The following is an 18,130-nucleotide window of genomic DNA, read 5'->3' on the forward strand; positions in this document are numbered from 1 at the left end:
GGAATGTCGCTTACAACTACGCAGACCACCGCTTCCAACTCCCGCTACGTGCCACCCTGCGGCAGACTCACTTCGGCATAGACGTCACCGAGCACCCAGGAGAGCACACCCGCGTGGGCGAGGCTCTGAAGCTCGGAGGCGCTGAAGGGTGAAGGAGGGCGGTAGATGCCTGTCATAGCGATCAGCATCCATCGCACTGCCTGCCTCGACAAGAGGCCCCCGGTCGGTTGTGGAGAACGCGGTGCGGCGTCAGCCAGCGGTCGTCGTGACGGGCGTACCCGGATCCGTGCCCAGTGAACTGCGCATCTCCAGGGCTTGGGTGAGGATCTCTACCGCGGCGGCCTGGTCGATGCGGTCCCGCTGCTCCTTGGATCGGACACCGGATGCGCGCATCTTCTCAGCGGCGGAGACGGTGGACAGTCGCTCGTCGACCAGCCGGACCTCGCAGCGCAGTTCGGCATCATGTAGTGCGTCTGCCAGTGCCTGCGCATAGCTGCGTGCCTTCTGGGTTGAGAGGGTCTCTTCACCGGACAGGGACAGTGGCAGTCCTACGTACACCGCCCGAGCCCCACGGTCGCGTACAATACGCGTGAGCATCTTCAGATCGGAGTTGCGGGTATGGTCACGGCGCAGAGTCATGACCGGGGTCGCCAGGAGGGCATCAGGATCGGAGGCGGCCAGCCCTACCCTGGCCTCGCCGACATCTACACCTAGGCGCACCCCGGCGCGAGCACCCCCAACGGGGACGGGTGCATCAGTCATCCTTTCGACCTCAGTCCCGGCTGCGCACGGCAGCGACGACGGCGTCCAGGGCCTCGGAGATCTTGGACGCATCCTGCCCACCGCCCTGGGCGAGATCCGGCTTACCGCCGCCTCCGCCGCCCAGTACACCGCAGGCGGTCTTGACGAGATCACCTGCAGAGATGCCCTGCTGGCGCGCTTCATCGGTGGTACCGATGACCACGACCGGCCGCCCCTTAGACTCTGCCGCGAGGGCCACCACCGCACCGCGCGTGCCAAATCGTCCGCGAAGGTCCATCACCAGCTGACGCAGCTCATTGCCATCGGCGGAACCTGCATGGTGGGCCAGTACGGAGATGCCGTCCGCGTCGACGGCCTGCTCTACCAGCGAGCCGGCCTGTGCTTTCAGCTGCTCCGTTCGCAGCCGCTCGAGTTCACGCTCGGTCTCTTTGAGCTTGGCCAAGGTCGCCGAGATCCGATCGGGCACCTGGTCCGCAGGGACTTTCAGCATCTCAGTGAGCTGATTGACCAGGGTGCGCTCGGCGGCGAAGTGCTTGAAGGCGTCGAAGCCGACGAGAGCCTCCACACGGCGGTTACCGGAACCGACAGAGGCTTCCGACAGGAGCGCCATGGTACCGATCTCAGCGGTTGAGCCTACGTGGGTGCCGCCACACAGCTCCCGTGACCACTCTCCGTTCATCTCCACTACGCGGACTTCGTCGCCGTACTTCTCGCCGAAGAGCATCATGGCGCCGAGCGCCTGGGCCTCGTCCAGTGACATCAGCTTGGTCTCAACGGCGTAGTTGTCACGGATCGCCAGATTCGAGATCTCCTCGAGCTCCTGGCGCGCAGCGGGGGAGAGGGCGTCGTCGTGCGTGAAGTCGAAGCGCAGGTACCCCTCCTTGTTGAACGATCCTGCCTGGACCGCTTCGGGGCCCAGCACATCGTGCAGGGCCGCGTGGAGGATATGAGTGGCCGAGTGGGCCTTCTGTGCGTCCAGCCGGCGCCGCACATCGATCTGCCCCAGTGCCTGCGCTCCGGCCGGTACCTCACCTGAGAGGACGCGTGCCCGGTGCACTGACAGTCCCTTAATGGGGGACTGGACGTCCGTGACTTCGAGCTCGAAACCGTCGCCCGTGATGCGTCCCGTATCGGCCGCCTGACCACCGGCCTCAGCGTAGAAGGGAGTGGCGTCAAGGACGATCTCGACTTCTTCGCCCTCGGCCGCGCGATCGCGCGCCTCACCAGCGACCACGAGGCCACGAATACGGGACTCCGTGGTGTGTTCGGTGTATCCCGTGAAGTGGGTGGGGCGACCGGCGTAGAGCTCCTGGTAAACCTCGGTGTCGGCGTGACCGGACTTCTTGCCCTTGGCGTCGGCGCGGGCGCGCTCACGCTGCTCCGTCATGAGCTCCCGGAACTTCTCCTGGTCGACGGAGACTCCCGCCTCCTCGGCCATCTCCAGGGTCAGATCCAGAGGGAAGCCGTAGGTGTCGTGCAGCGCGAAGGCATCCTCACCCGAGAGGGCGGACCCCGAGGACTTGGCGCGGGTGACGGCGGTCTGGAGACGCTCCGTTCCGGCCGAAATGGTACGGAGGAAGGCTTGCTCCTCCTTCACGGCAACGCGTTGGATGGTCTCGAACTTCTCCGCAACTTCTGGGTAGACGCCCTGCATGGCGTTTTTGGAGACCTCGATCAGTTCACCGAAGACCGGCTTCTCCACGCCGAGTAGACGCATGGCCAGGATGACGCGGCGGATGAGACGGCGAAGGATGAAGCCTCCGCCTTCGTTCGAGGGTCGCACCCCGTCTGAGATGAGCATCAGGGCGCTGCGGACATGATCGGCGATCATGCGCAGCCGCACGTCGGTGGAGTGCTTGGGGTCGGCCGGGTCCTCCGTGGAGGTGTAGGTGACACCTGCCAACTGGGCTGCACGGTCGAGCACGGGACGGACCTGGTCCGTCTCATACATGTTCTCGACGCCCTGCAGAATCATCGCCAGGCGCTCCAGGCCCAAGCCGGTATCGATGTTCTTGTTCTGGAGGGGACCGGCCACCTCAAACTCAGATTTGGAATGCACGGCGGACAGCCGGTATTGCATGAAGACCAGGTTCCAGATCTCCACGTAGCGGGTTTCGTCGGCGGCGGGTCCGCCCTCGGCGCCGTAGGCCGGACCACGGTCGTAGTAAATCTCGGAGCAGGGGCCGCCCGGTCCAGGCTGGCCTGTGTTCCAGTAGTTGTCCTCGGGTCCGAAGCGCTGAATGCGCTCCTCCGGTACGCCCACCTGGTCGCGCCAGATGGCATAGGCCTCATCGTCATCCTCGTAGACGGTCACCCACAGGCGCTCCGGGTCCAGCCCGTAGCCGCGCAAGCCGGTCTCGGGATTTCCCTCCACCGGGGTCGTGAGCAGCTCCCAGGCCATCGGAATGGCCGTCTCCTTGAAGTAATCCCCGAAGGAGAAGTTCCCGCACATCTGGAAGAACGTACCGTGGCGTGCGGTCTTGCCGACCTCTTCAATGTCCGCGGTGCGAATGCACTTCTGCACGGAGACGGCTCGCGAATACGGGGGCGTCTCCAGTCCCAGGAAGTAAGGGATGAACGGCACCATGCCCGCCACGGTGAACAGCAGTGAGGGGTCCGGGGAGACCAAGGACGCTGAGGGCACCTTGGTGTGCCCCTTGGCGGCGAAGTAGTCGTACCAGGTGGCGGTGATGTCCTGGGATTTCATGGAGTGCTTCTGTCCTCCTGCTGGTGGTGGATACGCGCGCTCAATCTTACGGGAAACAAAGAACCCGCCGGGCCCACAGGGCGCCGACGGGTTCTTCGAGGATGCAGCTGAAGAAGATCAGCGTGCGTAGTACTCGACCACGAGCTGCTCTTCGCAGGTCACCGGGACCTCTTCACGCTTGGGCTTACGCACCAGCGTGGCCTGCAGCTTGTCGATCTCCACGTTGAGGTAGCCGGGAACGGCCGGGAGCACGTCCTGGTGAGCGCCGGCGGCGGCCACCTGGAAGGGCTCAAACTTCTCGGAGCGCTCGTGGACGTGGATCATCTGGCCGGGCTTCACGCGGAAGGACGGGCGATCCACGCGCTTGCCGTTGACCAGGATGTGGCGGTGAACCACGAACTGACGAGCCTGAGCGATGGTGCGGGCAAAGCCGGCACGCAGCACCAGGGCGTCCAGGCGGGACTCAAGCAGCTCGATGAGGTTCTCACCGGTCAGGCCCTCCGACATGCGCTTGGCTTCCTCGTAGTAACGAGTCATCTGAGCCTCGCGGATGCCGTACTGGGCGCGAAGACGCTGCTTCTCGCGCAGACGCACTGCGTAGTCGGAATCGGTCTTACGACGGGTACGGCCGTGCTGACCGGGGCCGTAGGGACGGCGGTCCAGGTATTTCTGGGCCTTGGGGGTCAGCGCAACACCAAGGGCGCGGCTGGCCTTCACGGTGCGACGACCGCGCAGGGGGGTGGTGGGCATGGGTGTGCCTTTCTTGTCGGTCGGCAATTGTTGATCAGCCGTTCACGGCACAAAGACGATGAACAGCATCCTGGCCTCCGGTGACAACCATCGGTGGAGAGCCCGAGCTGCCGATTGCTCGGTGACTACGACGCCGGAACGAGGTCCGCGCCTGCCAGACAGCAGTCCAGTCTACGGGACGAAGGGCACCGGGGACAAAAGCGTGCGAAAAGTAAAAAGGCAGTCCGGCGCAATCAGCCGCGCAGGGCCTTACGGTCAGGGCGCACCCGGTAGGGATCTACGCCCTTGGGAATCGGGGGACGGCTGATGGGAAGTGCGGAGAGACGACGTTCAACCTCGTGCACCTCGTGCTTATTGAGCTTCTTGTCCAGCTTCTTGATGTGCTTGGTGAGCTTGGGCAGCGGAACCTGTCCCTCGCCGCGACCGGTTTCCACAATATGCACCGGAACCCCGGAGTCCCGAAGAATGGGACTGAAGCGCTTGCGGGTCTTCTGCACCAGCTTGGAGTTGGCGGAAACACCCTCGGTGACGAGTACAAGGCCCGGTTTGCCCACCACGCGGAAGATGGCGTTCTGGGTCTTGGGATCCATGGCCACCGGCTCCTCGGTGACGACCCAACCGCGGCGCAGCGTACCCAGCGCTGCGGCAGCGGCGCCGGGCCGGCCTTCAATCCGTGCGAATGCCGCTTTCTCAGCACGACGATTCATGATGATCATCGCGGCAAGCAGGGAGAAGGGAAGCGCGATGAACAGCGCGATAATCCAGTTCAGCCACAGGGTGACGAGCACAAAAATAACGGTGAAGGTCACCAGGGCGGCCAGCGCCATCCACCACCCGATATTGGGGTCGTGCTGGCGGGTCATGTTGAAGACCTGCTTGATGCGCGAGAACAGACCGTCGCCGCCCTTGGCCTTACGGCGGGCTTTGCGTTCCTTCTTGTCGATCTTTTGCTGCGCGCGCAGCTTCTTCAGCTCGGCTTTCGCCTGCTCTTTGGACGTAACCTGGGGGGTGGAGGACTTCGCTGCCATAGTGGCCCCATCCTACCCGAGCGCCCTGTGGTGCGCCCCGCTTCCTCGTCTGCAACCCTCACGCCACAGGCGTGAAGGCGAGTGCGAGCTCGCCGAGAGCTGGCGCGGCAGGCACCCACCAGCGGGACTAACGCTTCAGGCGTGAAGGCGAGTGCGAGCTCGCCGAGAGCTGGTGCGGCAGGCGCGCACCAGCGGGACTAACTCAGAAGCCGGCAGCGACGAGCGTAGCCGCCTCCTGCTTGGTCTGGCCCGAAGGCTCGATGTGCGCCAGCTCGGGAGGGATCGTCCGTCCCTTCTTCTGCATGGCTTTGGCCCACAGGGAACCGGCTCGGTACGAGGACCGCACCAGGGGGCCGGACATGACCCCGAGGAACCCGATCTCCTCTGCCTCCTGGGAGATCTCCATGAACTCCTGGGGCTTGACCCAACGATCAACAGGGAGGTGCCGCGGGGTAGGCCGGAGGTACTGGGTGATAGTGATCAGGTCACACCCGGCGTCGTGCAGATCCTGCAGGGCTTCGGAGATCTCCTCCCGCGTCTCGCCCATGCCCAGGATGAGGTTGGACTTGGTGATCATGCCATGGCGCCGGCCCTGGGTCAGCACGTCGAGGGAACGTTCGTAGCGGAACGCGGGCCGGATCCGGCGGAAGATGCGCGGTACCGTCTCCACGTTGTGGGCGAAGACCTCTGGCTGTGCCTCGCAGATGCCGGCGATGTTCTCTTCCTTGCCGGAAAAGTCCGGGATGAGGATCTCCACACCGGTGCCTGGGTTGAGTTCGTGGATCTTGCGAATCGTCTCCGCATAGAGCCACACACCTTCGTCAGGCAGATCATCGCGGGCCACACCGGTGACCGTGGCGTAGCGCAGGTTCATCTCCTTGACGGACTGGGCAACCTGAAGCGGCTCTGCCTCGTCCAGGGCCGCGGGTCGCCCGGTGTCGATCTCGCAGAAGTCGCAGCGGCGGGTACAGGCTGAACCGCCGATGAGGAACGTGGCCTCGCGGTCCTCCCAGCATTCGAAAATGTTGGGACAGCCTGCCTCCTCACAGACGGTATGCAGACCCTTGGAGCCGACTCGCTTCTTCATCTCAGCGAACTCCGGGCCCATCTTGACCTTGGTGCGCATCCACTCCGGCTTGCGCTCCACGGGCACCTGGGAGTTGCGGGCCTCGACCCGCAGCATGCGCCGTCCTTCGGGGGCTACGTTGGTGCTTTGGGCACTGGTGACTCCACAGCCGCTCACGCGGGCACCTCTTTCTTCTGCGTCGAAACTGAGCAATCGGTGACGAGTGTGGTGGTGTCACCGTGGGCCTCAGCAGGGTCTTTGAGGATCAACGGCGGAAGTGCTGTCCGCAATTCCTGCTCGATGCGAGGAGCAACCTCAGCGGGCGTCACCGTGCGGCCGATCTCACGGGTGATGCTGGTGGTGTCGGCATCGGTGATACCGCAGGGAATGATGTTTTCGAACGGCGTCTGCTCGTTCGAGCAGTTCAGGGCGAAACCGTGAGTAGTCACGGCGCGATGAACCCGGATGCCGATGGCGGCGATCTTGCGATCGGGACGACCTGCGGCGGGATCCCCGAGGATCCACACGCCGGTGCGGCCCTCAACTCGGGTGGACTCGATGCCGTAGTCCTCCTTGAGCACCTTCATGATGACGTCCTCAAGCGTGCACACGTATTTCTTGACTAGAGTGCGGTGCTCAAGGTGCAGGATGGGGTAGCCCACCAGCTGTCCACGACCGTGCCAGGTGATCTTGCCGCCACGGTCAACGTCCACCACCGGTGTGCCGTCCTGCGGGCGCTCGTGGGGTTCGGTGCGTTTTCCTGCGGTGTAGACGTCGGCATGCTCCAGGAGAAGGACAGTGGAGCGGGAAGGGTCTTCCATCACGTCATCGTGAAGCCGCTGCTGCAACTGGAAGGCCTCGGTGTAGTCCACCAGCTCCGGATCGAAGCCGAGAGTGCGGAATTCCAAAGTCATGCCCCCAGCCTAGTCCCTGTTGGTTGTGGATAACGTCTGCAGGATTCGAGGTTCCGCGGCATTCTGGGACTATGAACGGGTATGAGAATCACCACATTCCGGCGCCACCGGTCGTCGAGGGCTACTCTGTGGAGCGCCTTCTCGGAGTAGGTGGTCGCTGTGCTGTCTGGCTGGTGCGGCGCTCTGGTGGGGATGGCGGTGGCGCCGGGCTGCAGCGACAGGCCTCAGATCTGGCGCTGAAGGTGCCCCTCGCGGCGCCGCGCAGTCCGGTCTCGGTGCATTCGGTAGAGGAGGAGCTGGAGGCGATGCGTTCGCTGCACCACCCGCATCTTGTGCGCGCATGGGCGTGTGTAGAGACCTCGCAGGGGAGGGGTCTTCTGCTGGATGCATACCCGGCGGGTTCACTCGCGCGGATTCTGCAGCACAACGGCCCGCTGTCGATAGGCGAGGCCATTACTGTGCTGGTGCCGGTTGCTGCGGCGCTGGAACACCTCCACGCGCAGGGCGCAGCCCATGGCGACGTGAGTGCCGCGAATATTCTTTTCTCCCCCGAGGGGCGCCCTGCCCTTGGCGATCTGGGAGACGCGCATCTGCTGGGTATGGCAGCTCGCACAGCTGACCCCTCAGACGACGTGCGAGGTCTCGGAGCGGTGCTCTGGGAGACCCTGACTGGCGAGGTGCCGGAGGGAGAAGCCACACGTGCTCCGCTCCTCGCGCAGCGTCCGGACCTGCCGGAAGCGGCAGCCACACTGGTGGAGGACGCCCTGGCGGAGTCTGACCAGGTGCGCCCCAGCGCCGCGGAGTTCGCTGCGGATCTCTATCGCTGCGCCCCGGCCTCGGCACTGGGAATGGAACAGTACTCAGATGGCACGGTTTTGGCAGAGGTGCCGACGCGGCTGCCCGCCGAGCGCCGCAGCGGAGGTAGAGCCTGGAGCAGGACCGCACTGACGATCACGGCCTCAGGGCTGGTGCTGGCCGCCGGGCTCCTGATGGCGGGCGTGAGTGTCTCACGGGACGACGAGGATCCCGTTCCTCCTGCCACTGAGGTGGCAGAGGTCATGGTCCGCAGCGCTGACGGGGCGGTGTCGGCAGAGAGGGTCCTGCAGCGGGTGGCTGCCAAGCGCACGGCAGCGCTGCAGGCTTCTGACGCTGAGAGGATTTCGGACTACGCCGTGGTCGGCTCTCCTGTCTACGAGGCGGATCGGGACCTGATGGGTGAGATGGCCGCTGCGGGCCTACGTTACGACGGCGCTCCTGTGAGGATGCATCCGCTGGAGGCGGAAACTCTCAGAGGGGAGCGGCAGCAGATCGCCGCCGTCGTGACAGCGGACAGCCTGGTGACGGGCACGCAAGAAAGCCAGGAGGTCCGCCTCACGCTGGTGCGCGAAGGGACCTCCTGGCTTCTCTATTCTGTCGACGTCCGGTGAGATCGGAACTCGGCGGTTACAGACCCAGCTGAGCCTCGAAGTTACCGTCCTCCAGCCGCGCCTTCAGCGTCTGCAGGAAACGTCCGGCGTCGGCGCCGTCGACCAAGCGGTGATCGTAGGTGAGCGACAGGTACATCATGTGGCGGATACCGATGGTGTCATTGCCGTCGGCATCGGTCACGACCATCGGGCGTTTGACGATGGCACCCGGGCCGAGGATGGCCACCTGCGGCTGGTTGATGATCGGCGTGTCGAACAGAGCACCGAACGATCCCAGGTTCGTGATGGTGAACGTTCCTCCGGAAAGTTCCTCAGGACCGATCTTGTTGCTGCGAGTCCGCTCAGCCACATCCGAGATCTTCTTGGCCATTCCGGCCAGGCTCAGATCTCCGGCGTCGGCGATGACGGGAACCATCAGGCCCTTCTCGGTGTCCACGGCGAAGGACAGGTGCTCGGCGTCGTGGTAGGTGACCTGCTGATTCTTCTCGTCGTACTGCGCGTTGAGCACCGGATGCTGCTTCAGGGCCTCGGTGGTGGCCACGGCGATGAAGGACAGGTAGGTCAGGTTGACTCCATTGTCCTTCTTGAACTGGTCCTTGGCCTTGTTGCGGAGGTTCACAATGCGGGTCATGTCCACCTCGTGCACCTGAGTGAGCTGTGCGGAGGTGTCCAAGGACTCGATCATACGCTGGGCAATGACCTGGCGAATGCGCGGGGCCTTCTCCGTGGTGCCGCGTTTGGTGGTGTCGACCTCCACCTGCGGTGCCGGCTTCGCAGAAGATGCAGCGGGGGCCTCCTGAGCAGAGCCCTTCTTGGCTTCGACGGCGTCGAGTACGTCCTGCTTACGGATGCGACCGCCGACACCGGTGCCCTTGACTTCGGCGAGGTCGATGCCTTCCTTCTTAGCCAGACGGCGCACCAGCGGCGTGACATAGCCCTCCGCGGAGGAGTCGGCGTTGGCGTCGGAGCTGGAGGCCGCCGGCGACTCGCTCTTCTTCTCCACACGCTCCTGCGGGGCGGGCTCGGAGGCCGGCTCGTCCTGGGCCGGAGCCGCAGCCTCGGGCTCGTCCTTAGTGGGCTCTTCGGCAGGAGCCTCTTCGGCCTCCTCCGTCGGCTCCGCAGACTTGGCGGCCGGAGCGCCCGATCCGATGAGTGCCAGCACTGCGCCGACCTCGACGGTCTCGTCCTCACCAACCTTAAGCTCCTGGACCGTACCGGCCACGGGAGAGGGGACCTCGGTGTCGACCTTGTCGGTGGAGACCTCCAAGAGGGGCTGGTCGACCTCGACCTCGTCGCCGACTTCCACGAGCCATCGGGTCACAGTACCCTCGGTGACGGACTCACCCAGTGCCGGGAGCTTGACCTCCTCGGCGTCGCCTGCCGAACCGCCTTCGGTGTCCTCAGCGGGGCTGACCTCCTCAGGGGTCGCCTCGGCCCCGCCGGACTCACCGGCGGCAGGGGTGGGAGCCTCCTCTTCTGCGGCCTCCTGAGTTTCCTCAGGCGTCTCAGCCTCGGTGGCGGCCTCTTCCTGGGCCTCGGCATCGGACGATCCCGAGGCCTCGGAGGAGGATGCGCCGGATCCGTCGCCGATCTTGACCAGCGGGGCGCCGACCTCGACGGTCTCGTCCTCGCCGACGAGCAGCTCTTCAATGGTGCCCGCCACGGGGGAGGGTACTTCGGTGTCGACCTTATCGGTGGAAACCTCCACGATGGGCTGGTCGACCTCGACCTCCTCTCCGACCTCGACGAGCCAGCGGGTGACAGTGCCTTCGGTGACGGATTCACCGAGTGCGGGAAGGTTGACAGTCTCAGACATGATGTCCGACTCCTACTCGTAATCTTTCAGCGGGCTCAGCCGTGTATCAGCCGTGGAGGGGGTGGCCGAAGAGGGCCATCGCGGCCTCTCCGAGGGCTTCGTTCTGGGTGGGGTGGGCGTGGACCAGGCTGGCCACGTCCTCGGGGTAGGCCTCCCAGTTGACGATCAGCTGGGCCTCACCGATCTGCTCGCCGATGCGGGTGCCGATGCCGTGGACGCCCACGATGGGACCGCCCTTGACGCCGACCATCTTGATGATGCCGCCGGTGCCGAGGATGGAGGACTTGCCGTTGCCGGCCAGGTTGTACTTGGTCACCTCGATGTTGTCCTTGCCGAACTTCTCCTCGGCCTTGGGCTGGGTGTAGCCCACGGACATGATCTCAGGCTCGCAGAAGGTCACCTTGGGAATGTTGATGTCCTCGACGATCATCGGGTTGTTGCCTGCGATCTCTTCGGCGACGAAGATGCCCTGCTGGTAACCGCGGTGGGCGAGCTGCAGTCCGGGGACGATGTCGCCGATGGCATAGATGTTGCCGACCCCGGTGTGCAGCCGCTCATCGGTGATCACGAAGCCGCGATCCAGTGTTACGCCCTGCTCCTCGAAGCCGAAGCCCTCGGTCACGGGTCCACGGCCGACAGCCACGAGGCAAATGTCTGCTTCAAATGTCTTGCCATCCTCCAGGGTGACCTTGACGCCGTCGGCGGTCTCCTCTACATCCTTGAAGAAGGTTCCGGTGTTGAACGTGATGCCGCGGGACTTGAAGGTCTTCTCCAGCTGCTTGACGATGTCCGGGTCCTCGTTGGGAACGAGGCTCGGTGCGCCCTCGATGATAGTGACGTCGGTGCCGTATGAGGTCCACGCGGAGGCGAACTCACAGCCGATGACGCCACCGCCCAGCACGATGGCGGACTTGGGGGCGTAGTCCAGTTCCAGGGCCTCGGTAGAGGTGATGATCTTGTCAGAGATCGACAGGCCCATGGTGCGGGAGGTGGAACCGGTGGCAAGCACGATGTTCTTGCCCTTGTAGCGGGTACCCTCGACCTCGATCTCGTTCTCCGAGACGAGCTTGCCCTCACCTTCGATGACCTGGACCTTGCGCATCTTCAGCAGGCCGGAGAGGCCCTTGTACTTACCGGCGACGATCCCGTCCTTGTACTCACGGACCTTGGCCACGTCGACGCCCTTGAAGTCGACGTTAACGCCGTACTTCTCAGATTCGCGGGCCTCGTCAGCCAGTTCTGCCGCGTGGAGGTACGCCTTGGTCGGAATGCAGCCGGTGTGCAGGCAGGTGCCGCCGAGCTTGGACTTTTCGATCAGTCCCACGGTGAAGCCGTGCTGCACTGAGCGGAGTGCGGCGGCGTATCCTGCGCTGCCTCCGCCGAGGACAAGGACGTCGAATTCTTCGGCCACGATCAATAGCTCCTTGGGTGGTACGTGTGAAGTCGTTTCTGCTGGTCAGCCTATCAGCGCTTCAGGGGCGTAACTATGCCCGACGCAGCCCCTCCAGGTAGGTGATGAGAGTGCGAACGCTCACACCGGTTCCGCCCTTGGGGGTATAGCCGTAGGGGGCTTTCTCGTTGAATGCCGGACCGGCAATGTCCATGTGGGCCCAGGGGATGCGCTTGGACTCTGGATCCAGGGCCTTGGGGTCGGCATCGGGGCGCTCACCGACGAACTCGCGCAGGAATGCTGCAGCATTGAGCATGCCGCCGAAGCGGTCACCCAGGTTGGTCAGGTCCGCGACCTCGGAGTCAAAGCTGCTGCGGGCCTCCTCGGGGATTGGCATGCCCCAGTGGGACTCTCCGGCGTCCTCGGACGCCTCGACGAGGTCTTCCCGGAGGTCCTCCTGACCCATGACGCCCACGGTTCGGGTGCCCAGAGCGATCATCTGCGCCCCGGTGAGGGTGGCCACGTCGATGATGGCGTCGGGGTGCTCCTCGCTGGCGGCCACGATGCCGTCGGCGAGGACCAGGCGGCCTTCAGCGTCGGTGTTGAGGACCTCAACGGTCTTGCCACCGTAGATGGTGATGACGTCCTCCGGTCGCTGAGCGGTGGAGGAGGGCATGTTCTCGGCCAGGCAGAGCCAGCCGGTGACCTTAATAGGGAGGTTCAGCTCTGCCGCTGCCTTGACGACGGCGGCGACTGTGGCCGCTCCAGCCATATCGAGCTTCATCGTGGTCATAGCGGATGCTGGCTTCAGTGACAGTCCGCCGGAGTCGAAGGTGATGCCCTTGCCCACCAGAGCCACGTGCGCGATGGGCTTGGCGGGGGAGTGCTCGACGCGGACCAGGCGCGGGCCGCGGGAGGACCCGCCCCCGACACCTAGAAGGCCGCCGAAGCCTTCCTTCTTCAGCTGATCTTCGTCCCAGACCTTGACCTTGACCTTTGCGGCCTTGGCCTGATCCTTGACGATGTCGGCGAAGGACTCGGGGTACAGGTGGCTGGGAGGAGTGTTGACCAGGTCTCGGGTGGCGCGCACCGCCGAGGCGATGACCGAGGCTCGCTCAACCGCCGGTTTGGTGTGCTTCTCCTTCAGCTCGGTGAGCACAGCGATCTCGCGGACCGGAGTCTTAGCGCGTGCCTCTTCGCTGCCTTTGAAGTGTGGGAAGCTGTAGGCCCCCAGTGCGGCGCCCTCGGCAATGGCGGACACCTGCTCAAGCGTGGCAGCCGGCAGGGCCAGCGCGACGGAGGAGGCTGCGGAGAGCTGGCGTACCGCGGAGCCGGCCGCACGGCGCAGAGCCTCCCAGGAGACGCCGCCGTCGGGCTCCCCGGTCAGAGGGCCAACGCCGATGAGCACCAGCGTCTCGGACTTGAAGCCGTCGACACCGGGCAGACGCAGCAGCTGATCAGCGGCTCCCGAGGCACCCAGCGCCTTCAGGGAGTCGGCCACACCCCTGGCAGCCTTGTCGGCCAGCGGGTTCGGCAGCAGGATAGGGCCCTCAGGGCCCTTGGCGACGCCGAGCACGAGCGCATCGGCATTGACCTTCTCGACGGCGGAGGAGACAGCGGACACTGTGGGCTTAAAGTCGTTGATCACGGAATTGATCCTATCCATAAGGTCCCGCCCCGTGTCAGTAGGTGGAGGACGGGAATGTCAGGACACAGGCCGCTGTTGTGCTCTGGCATGAATGACCCCTTCGATCTGCTTCGTGTTCACGCGGACCCGGAGTCCGCAGACGAGCCCGGCCAGAGCACTGATCTGGTGCTGCACCAGCCTCATGCTGAGGCGGAGCGGGACATGACCATGCTGGTCTCATGGTCCGGGCATACCGATGCCGGCACGCTGAGCGAGCAGCTGGCCGACGCTCTGCTGGGCACGCTTCCGCACCGGCAGATTGCCAGCTTCGACGTCGATGAGCTCTTCGACTACCGGTCGCGGCGCCCTCGCGTCACCTTCTCCGATAATCGGTTCTCGGATCTGCAGGGCCCCAGGCTCGACCTCTACGAAGTGCGTGATGCCATGGATCGCCCTTTTCTTCTGCTCACCGGTGACGAGCCGGACTTCCAGTGGGAGCGGGTCTCGGGCACGATCCTAGAGCTCGTGGAGCGTCTGGATGTGAAGCTGGTCGTGCTCGTAGACGCCTTGGGCCTGCCGACTCCGCATACGCGGCCGCTGGGTGTCACGGCGCACGGTAACCGGCAGGACCTCACCGAGGGCATCTCCACCTGGTCGCCAGCCGCCCAGATCGAGGCGGGGCTCGCGCAGATGCTGGAGCTCCGTCTGGATGAGGCTGGCCGGGACGTTGTCGGCTACACCTTGCATGTTCCGCACTATCTGGCCGGCGGCAAGTACCCCCAGGTTGCGGTGGCTGCCTTGGAGTACACCGGCGCTGCGATGGAGCTGATGCTGCCCACCGACGAGCTGCGCGAGGCTGCGCGGATGGTCGATATGGACATCTCCCGACAGGTGAGTCAGAGCCCAGAGATCAGCGGCCTCATCCAGCGACTCGAAAGCAACTACGACGAGTACGCCAAGCCTGCCTCGCGGTCTCTGCTGGTTAACCAGGACGAGGAGATCCCCGACGCCGAGGAGCTGGGCGCAGCCGTCGAGGCGTTTTTGAGGTCTCAGGACGAGGAGGCTCAGCTCAGCCCAGAGACGCCGGACCGGACCTCCCCGGAGAACTTTCCGCAGGATTTCTTCACTGCGGAGGACTTCGGCACCGAGGCGGACGACGAAGGCCGGGAGGACGACGACTTTTCCCCAGACGAGAGGACACGGTAGCGACGCGCTGCCTTCCTGACTGGCGACCTCAAGAGCCTCAGTTGAGGCGGTGGTCTCCTCGATGCTGGGGGCATGACCTCAGATGCTGCCCCCGGGCGTCCCCAACCATCACGTGAACCGGCACCCCCGAGCGTCCGCGCCGAGCACCCTGGTGATGTGCTGATCCTGGTGCGTACTGCCTTTGGAACGCTGCCGGCGGACTCCGTGGTGGCGATCGGCATAGTCGACGGCACAACGAGCGGCCACCTGCGGGCGGACCTGCCGTGCTTGTCCGAGGTGCAGGAGGGGCCGGCAGACAGTGTGACCGCGACGGCCCACGCTGAGCGGGTCGCCGAATGGTTCGCCGGATCGGGCGCGGACCCTCGTCCCGAAGCGATCATGCTGGCTGTCTTCAGCCAGGACGCCGCCGCGGCGGCCTACGCCGCCTTGCTGATAGGTGCGTTCGAGGAGTACCACGGAGTCCCTGTGGTCTCAGCGTGGTGGGCAGAGGCTACTGCCGTCAGACGCATCCTCCTAGAACCGTTCCAGGTCGATGAGCGAGAGGACGCTTGGAACGGAGACTGGACACTGCGTGTGGGCCCCTCCTGGGCGATCGAGAAGGCCCTGCGGGAAAGCCCCTTCGCAGCTCAGGACTCGACCGAGGCATGCTGCGGCGGTGCCGGTCTGGTGGATGAGGCCCTCGAGGAGCTGGTCACTGCTGAACACCTCGGGCCCAGTGAAGCAGAGCTGGAGGCGAGCCGGTACGATCTTCCTCCCCTGCCCCACTTCTCGGAGCAGGGCATGGACCGGGAGGTGCTGGCCCAGCTGCACCGGGCAGCGGCTCTCTGGGAGGCGGCACTGGCGGAGTCGGCTCGTGCTCACTCGGCGCGATGGATGCTGCAGCCAGATCGGCTGGCGCGGCTTCTGCAGAGTCTTCGGTGGCTGCGCCTGCGGGATGCCATCGTGCCCCTTGCAGCTTTGGGCTTCGAGACTGTCCAGTTGGGCTATCTTCATCTGAACAGGCACACCGAGGAGCATCTGCGGGCCTTCGCTCAGTGCAATGAGGCAAGCATGGGTCTCACAGAGCACGCGCCAAACTGGCAGCGGATCGAAGCCCTTCATCGGATCCTGGGAGCGATGGCGCCCTATGCCCAGGGAGAGGAGCAGGCCGCGGTCACCACGATGCTCGCCTGGATAGCTTGGGCCAAGGGACAAGGCAGCCGGGCCGCCCGCATGATCGAGGAATGCTGCCAGGCGCATCCCCGCTATGAGCTGGCACAGTTGATGCGGCAGTACTTCAGTATCGGCCCCTCACGCTGGGCCAGGGTCAAAAGACACAGCTACAGCTGGTGGGCTGCGCGGTTCAGAGGACAGGCAGAAAAGCACGCGCCACCGCCGCTACCATGACGCACCGAAAAAGTTCCTGCGTTTCGGGAATGGCGCCCGGCCCAGTAGTGTTAGCACACGCACAGACCCTGCAGCCCGGCGAGAAGTCCATCTTTGAACCGGGGCTTGACAGGGTCATAGGTGTGTTGGCCACAGGTCAGTCGCCGTACCCCAAGTGTCAAGTCGGAAGGTCACCGTGCCCACTACTGCGTCGAAGTCGAAAACAGAGACCGAGGCCGCCGAGGCGGATAACAAGCCCGCGGCTAAGAAGACCGCCCGGTCGTCCTCGCGCACCACTGCTAAGTCCACGGCCAAGAAGACCACCAAGACTGCGCCCAAGAAGACCGGAGGCCGGAAGAAGGCCGCTGACCCGGTGGACGAGATCCTGGCTGAGGCTGATGCCGAAGAGGATCAGCTGCCCACTGATGCTCTGGCCAGCGCTGTCGCCAAGGCAGAGAACGCCGGCGAGGACGCTGAGGACCTCATCGCGGTGGAAGCCGCGAAGGAGGAATCCGAGGAGGAATCCAGCTCAGGTCGCGGTTTCGTCATCTCCAATGCTGATGATGATGACGCACCCGCCGTTCAGGTGGTCTCCGCCGGCGCCACCGCTGATCCCGTCAAGGACTACCTCAAGCAGATCGGCAAGGTCGCGCTTCTCAACGCCGAGCAGGAGGTCGACCTCGCTCTGCGCATCGAGGCGGGTCTGTTCGCCGAGCACAAGATCGCCAACGAGGACATCAAGGACAAGCGCCTCCGCCGCGATCTTGAGCTCATCGTCGCCGACGGCAAGCGCGCCAAGAACCACCTCCTCGAAGCGAACCTTCGTCTGGTGGTTTCCCTGGCCAAGCGTTACACCGGCCGCGGCATGCTCTTCCTGGACCTGATCCAGGAGGGCAACCTGGGTCTGATCCGTGCAGTCGAGAAGTTCGACTACACCAAGGGCTTTAAGTTCTCCACCTACGCGACGTGGTGGATCCGCCAGGCGATCACCCGTGCCATGGCTGACCAGGCTCGCACTATTCGCATCCCGGTGCACATGGTGGAGGTCATCAATAAGCTGGCCCGTGTCCAGCGTCAGATGCTGCAGGACCTGGGGCGCGAACCCACTCCCGAGGAGCTGGCCCAGGAGCTGGACATGACTCCCGAGAAGGTCGTGGAGGTCCAGAAGTACGGACGGGAGCCCATCTCCCTGCATACTCCGCTGGGTGAAGACGGTGACAGCGAGTTCGGCGACCTCATTGAGGACTCCGAAGCCGTGGTTCCCTCCGACGCGGTCAGCTTCACGCTGCTCCAGGAGCAGCTGCACTCCGTGCTCGACACCCTGGCCGAGCGCGAGGCCGGCGTCGTCGCCATGCGCTTCGGTCTCACCGATGGCCAGCCCAAGACCCTGGACGAGATCGGCAAGGTCTACGGTGTCACCCGTGAGCGTATAAGGCAGATCGAGTCCAAGACCATGTCGAAGCTGCGGCACCCCTCCCGCAGTCAGGTCCTGCGCGACTACCTCGACTAGTCACTTCCGCCGGCGGGCGCGTCTCCCGCCGTGTTCTCGATGGCTCGCCTCAGCCCTCGTTCGTGACGGCGGGAAAGCGTCTCCCCAGAAAGTCGTCCAGCACAGAAGAAGGCCCCCGGAGATCCGGGGGCCTTCTTCTGTCAGCGGCGCCTGCCGCACTGTCAGCGAATGCGATCAGACTCGTCGATCCAGCGTGCCGCCTGCGGACGCAGCTTGGCCTCCACCTCGCGGGCGTGGTGGTTGCAGAACAGCAGCGCACCGCCGGAGGCGAGTTCGGCGCGGACGTAGGCCTGGGCACCGCAGCGGTCGCAGCGGTCCAGGGCAGTCAGGGTAGGGGTCTGTGCTTCGAGGGTCCCAGGGATGCCGGTCATGCTCTTCGCCTCCTCAATTGCGTTGATGTGCACCCCATACAACCACGGGACCCCTGAAAGAATTCTGGAAATTCCGCACCCGGGCGCGTCTTTCGCTCACCGCGTACCGCCTCCGGCGGTTCAGCAGGCCGCAGTGGGCCGCTGCGTCTAGTCTGGGAGGTGACTGTGGTTTCATCATGCGCGCCGTCAGC

14 protein-coding genes are annotated in these 18,130 nt (G+C 64.7%); 4 read left to right on the plus strand and 10 right to left on the minus strand.

The annotated features are described in order from the left end of the window. Positions 1 to 249: 249 nt before the first annotated feature. The 6 genes from ruvX to lipB all read right to left on the minus strand — a co-directional run bounded on the left by ruvX (position 250) and on the right by lipB (position 7,227). Positions 250 to 762: a Holliday junction resolvase RuvX gene (gene ruvX / locus RH857_RS03730; RefSeq protein WP_310536634.1), complete on the minus strand. Its 513-nt coding sequence runs from the start codon at positions 760 to 762 to the stop codon at positions 250 to 252. A 10-nt stretch (positions 763 to 772) separates the two neighbouring features. Beyond that, positions 773 to 3,469: an alanine--tRNA ligase gene (gene alaS / locus RH857_RS03735; protein ID WP_310536635.1), complete on the minus strand. Its 2,697-nt coding sequence runs from the start codon at positions 3,467 to 3,469 to the stop codon at positions 773 to 775. 117 nt (positions 3,470 to 3,586) lie between these two features. Further along, a complete protein-coding gene (gene rpsD / locus RH857_RS03740; RefSeq protein ID WP_310536636.1) occupies positions 3,587 to 4,219 on the minus strand; it encodes a 30S ribosomal protein S4 in 633 nt (210 codons plus the stop codon). A gap of 233 nt (positions 4,220 to 4,452) precedes the next feature. Beyond that, entirely contained in the window at positions 4,453 to 5,247 is a 795-nt protein-coding gene (locus tag RH857_RS03745; protein ID WP_310536637.1) for a DUF4191 domain-containing protein, read from the minus strand. A gap of 202 nt (positions 5,248 to 5,449) precedes the next feature. Then, positions 5,450 to 6,430: a lipoyl synthase gene (lipA, locus tag RH857_RS03750; RefSeq protein WP_310536638.1), complete on the minus strand. Its 981-nt coding sequence runs from the start codon at positions 6,428 to 6,430 to the stop codon at positions 5,450 to 5,452. Between the two features lie 56 nt (positions 6,431 to 6,486). After that, complete coding sequence (gene lipB / locus RH857_RS03755) at positions 6,487 to 7,227, minus strand: lipoyl(octanoyl) transferase LipB (RefSeq protein WP_310536639.1); 741 nt, start codon at positions 7,225 to 7,227, stop codon at positions 6,487 to 6,489. 71 nt (positions 7,228 to 7,298) lie between these two features. Here lipB and RH857_RS03760 point away from each other — a divergent pair, with 71 nt between their 5' ends. Continuing rightward, positions 7,299 to 8,654, plus strand: a complete 1,356-nt coding sequence (locus RH857_RS03760; protein WP_310536640.1) for a serine/threonine protein kinase — start codon at positions 7,299 to 7,301, stop codon at positions 8,652 to 8,654. A 16-nt stretch (positions 8,655 to 8,670) separates the two neighbouring features. Here RH857_RS03760 and sucB read toward each other — a convergent pair whose 3' ends face one another. From sucB to RH857_RS03775, 3 genes are all read right to left on the minus strand, one after another. Further along, entirely contained in the window at positions 8,671 to 10,470 is a 1,800-nt protein-coding gene (gene sucB / locus RH857_RS03765; RefSeq protein ID WP_310536641.1) for a 2-oxoglutarate dehydrogenase, E2 component, dihydrolipoamide succinyltransferase, read from the minus strand. Between the two features lie 46 nt (positions 10,471 to 10,516). Continuing rightward, complete coding sequence (gene lpdA, locus RH857_RS03770) at positions 10,517 to 11,881, minus strand: dihydrolipoyl dehydrogenase (protein ID WP_310536642.1); 1,365 nt, start codon at positions 11,879 to 11,881, stop codon at positions 10,517 to 10,519. Between the two features lie 73 nt (positions 11,882 to 11,954). Next, the gene (locus tag RH857_RS03775; protein WP_310536643.1) at positions 11,955 to 13,508 is read right to left on the minus strand and encodes a leucyl aminopeptidase; all 1,554 of its coding nucleotides are present in this window, start codon (positions 13,506 to 13,508) and stop codon (positions 11,955 to 11,957) included. A gap of 87 nt (positions 13,509 to 13,595) precedes the next feature. On the opposite strand from RH857_RS03775, the gene RH857_RS03780 reads away from it, so the two are divergent. The 3 genes from RH857_RS03780 (at position 13,596) to RH857_RS03790 (ending at position 17,568) form a co-directional block, all read left to right on the plus strand. After that, entirely contained in the window at positions 13,596 to 14,693 is a 1,098-nt protein-coding gene (locus RH857_RS03780; protein WP_310536644.1) for a PAC2 family protein, read from the plus strand. 72 nt (positions 14,694 to 14,765) lie between these two features. Beyond that, positions 14,766 to 16,079: a DUF4192 family protein gene (locus RH857_RS03785; protein ID WP_310536645.1), complete on the plus strand. Its 1,314-nt coding sequence runs from the start codon at positions 14,766 to 14,768 to the stop codon at positions 16,077 to 16,079. Positions 16,080 to 16,233: 154 nt separating this feature from the next. Continuing rightward, on the plus strand, positions 16,234 to 17,568 hold the full coding sequence (locus RH857_RS03790) for an RNA polymerase sigma factor (protein WP_310536646.1): 1,335 nt from the start codon (positions 16,234 to 16,236) through the stop codon (positions 17,566 to 17,568). 161 nt (positions 17,569 to 17,729) lie between these two features. Here RH857_RS03790 and RH857_RS03795 read toward each other — a convergent pair whose 3' ends face one another. Beyond that, on the minus strand, positions 17,730 to 17,939 hold the full coding sequence (locus tag RH857_RS03795) for a DUF7455 domain-containing protein (RefSeq protein WP_310536647.1): 210 nt from the start codon (positions 17,937 to 17,939) through the stop codon (positions 17,730 to 17,732). Positions 17,940 to 18,130: the final 191 nt, after the last annotated feature.

Origin of the sequence: Nesterenkonia flava, assembly GCF_031432335.1 — a bacterium.
GTDB classification, from domain to species: Bacteria; Actinomycetota; Actinomycetes; order Actinomycetales; family Micrococcaceae; genus Nesterenkonia; species Nesterenkonia flava.

Coding starts and splice junctions, on each gene's coding strand:
- ruvX (WP_310536634.1), bottom strand. CDS start 762: ATGACTGATGCACCCGTCCCCGTTGGGGGTGCTCGCGCCGGGGTGCGC.
- alaS (WP_310536635.1), bottom strand. CDS start 3,469: ATGAAATCCCAGGACATCACCGCCACCTGGTACGACTACTTCGCCGCC.
- rpsD (WP_310536636.1), bottom strand. CDS start 4,219: ATGCCCACCACCCCCCTGCGCGGTCGTCGCACCGTGAAGGCCAGCCGC.
- RH857_RS03745 (WP_310536637.1), bottom strand. CDS start 5,247: ATGGCAGCGAAGTCCTCCACCCCCCAGGTTACGTCCAAAGAGCAGGCG.
- lipA (WP_310536638.1), bottom strand. CDS start 6,430: ATGCTGCGGGTCGAGGCCCGCAACTCCCAGGTGCCCGTGGAGCGCAAG.
- lipB (WP_310536639.1), bottom strand. CDS start 7,227: ATGACTTTGGAATTCCGCACTCTCGGCTTCGATCCGGAGCTGGTGGAC.
- RH857_RS03760 (WP_310536640.1), top strand. CDS start 7,299: ATGAACGGGTATGAGAATCACCACATTCCGGCGCCACCGGTCGTCGAG.
- sucB (WP_310536641.1), bottom strand. CDS start 10,470: ATGTCTGAGACTGTCAACCTTCCCGCACTCGGTGAATCCGTCACCGAA.
- RH857_RS03780 (WP_310536644.1), top strand. CDS start 13,596: ATGAATGACCCCTTCGATCTGCTTCGTGTTCACGCGGACCCGGAGTCC.
- RH857_RS03785 (WP_310536645.1), top strand. CDS start 14,766: ATGACCTCAGATGCTGCCCCCGGGCGTCCCCAACCATCACGTGAACCG.
- RH857_RS03795 (WP_310536647.1), bottom strand. CDS start 17,939: ATGACCGGCATCCCTGGGACCCTCGAAGCACAGACCCCTACCCTGACT.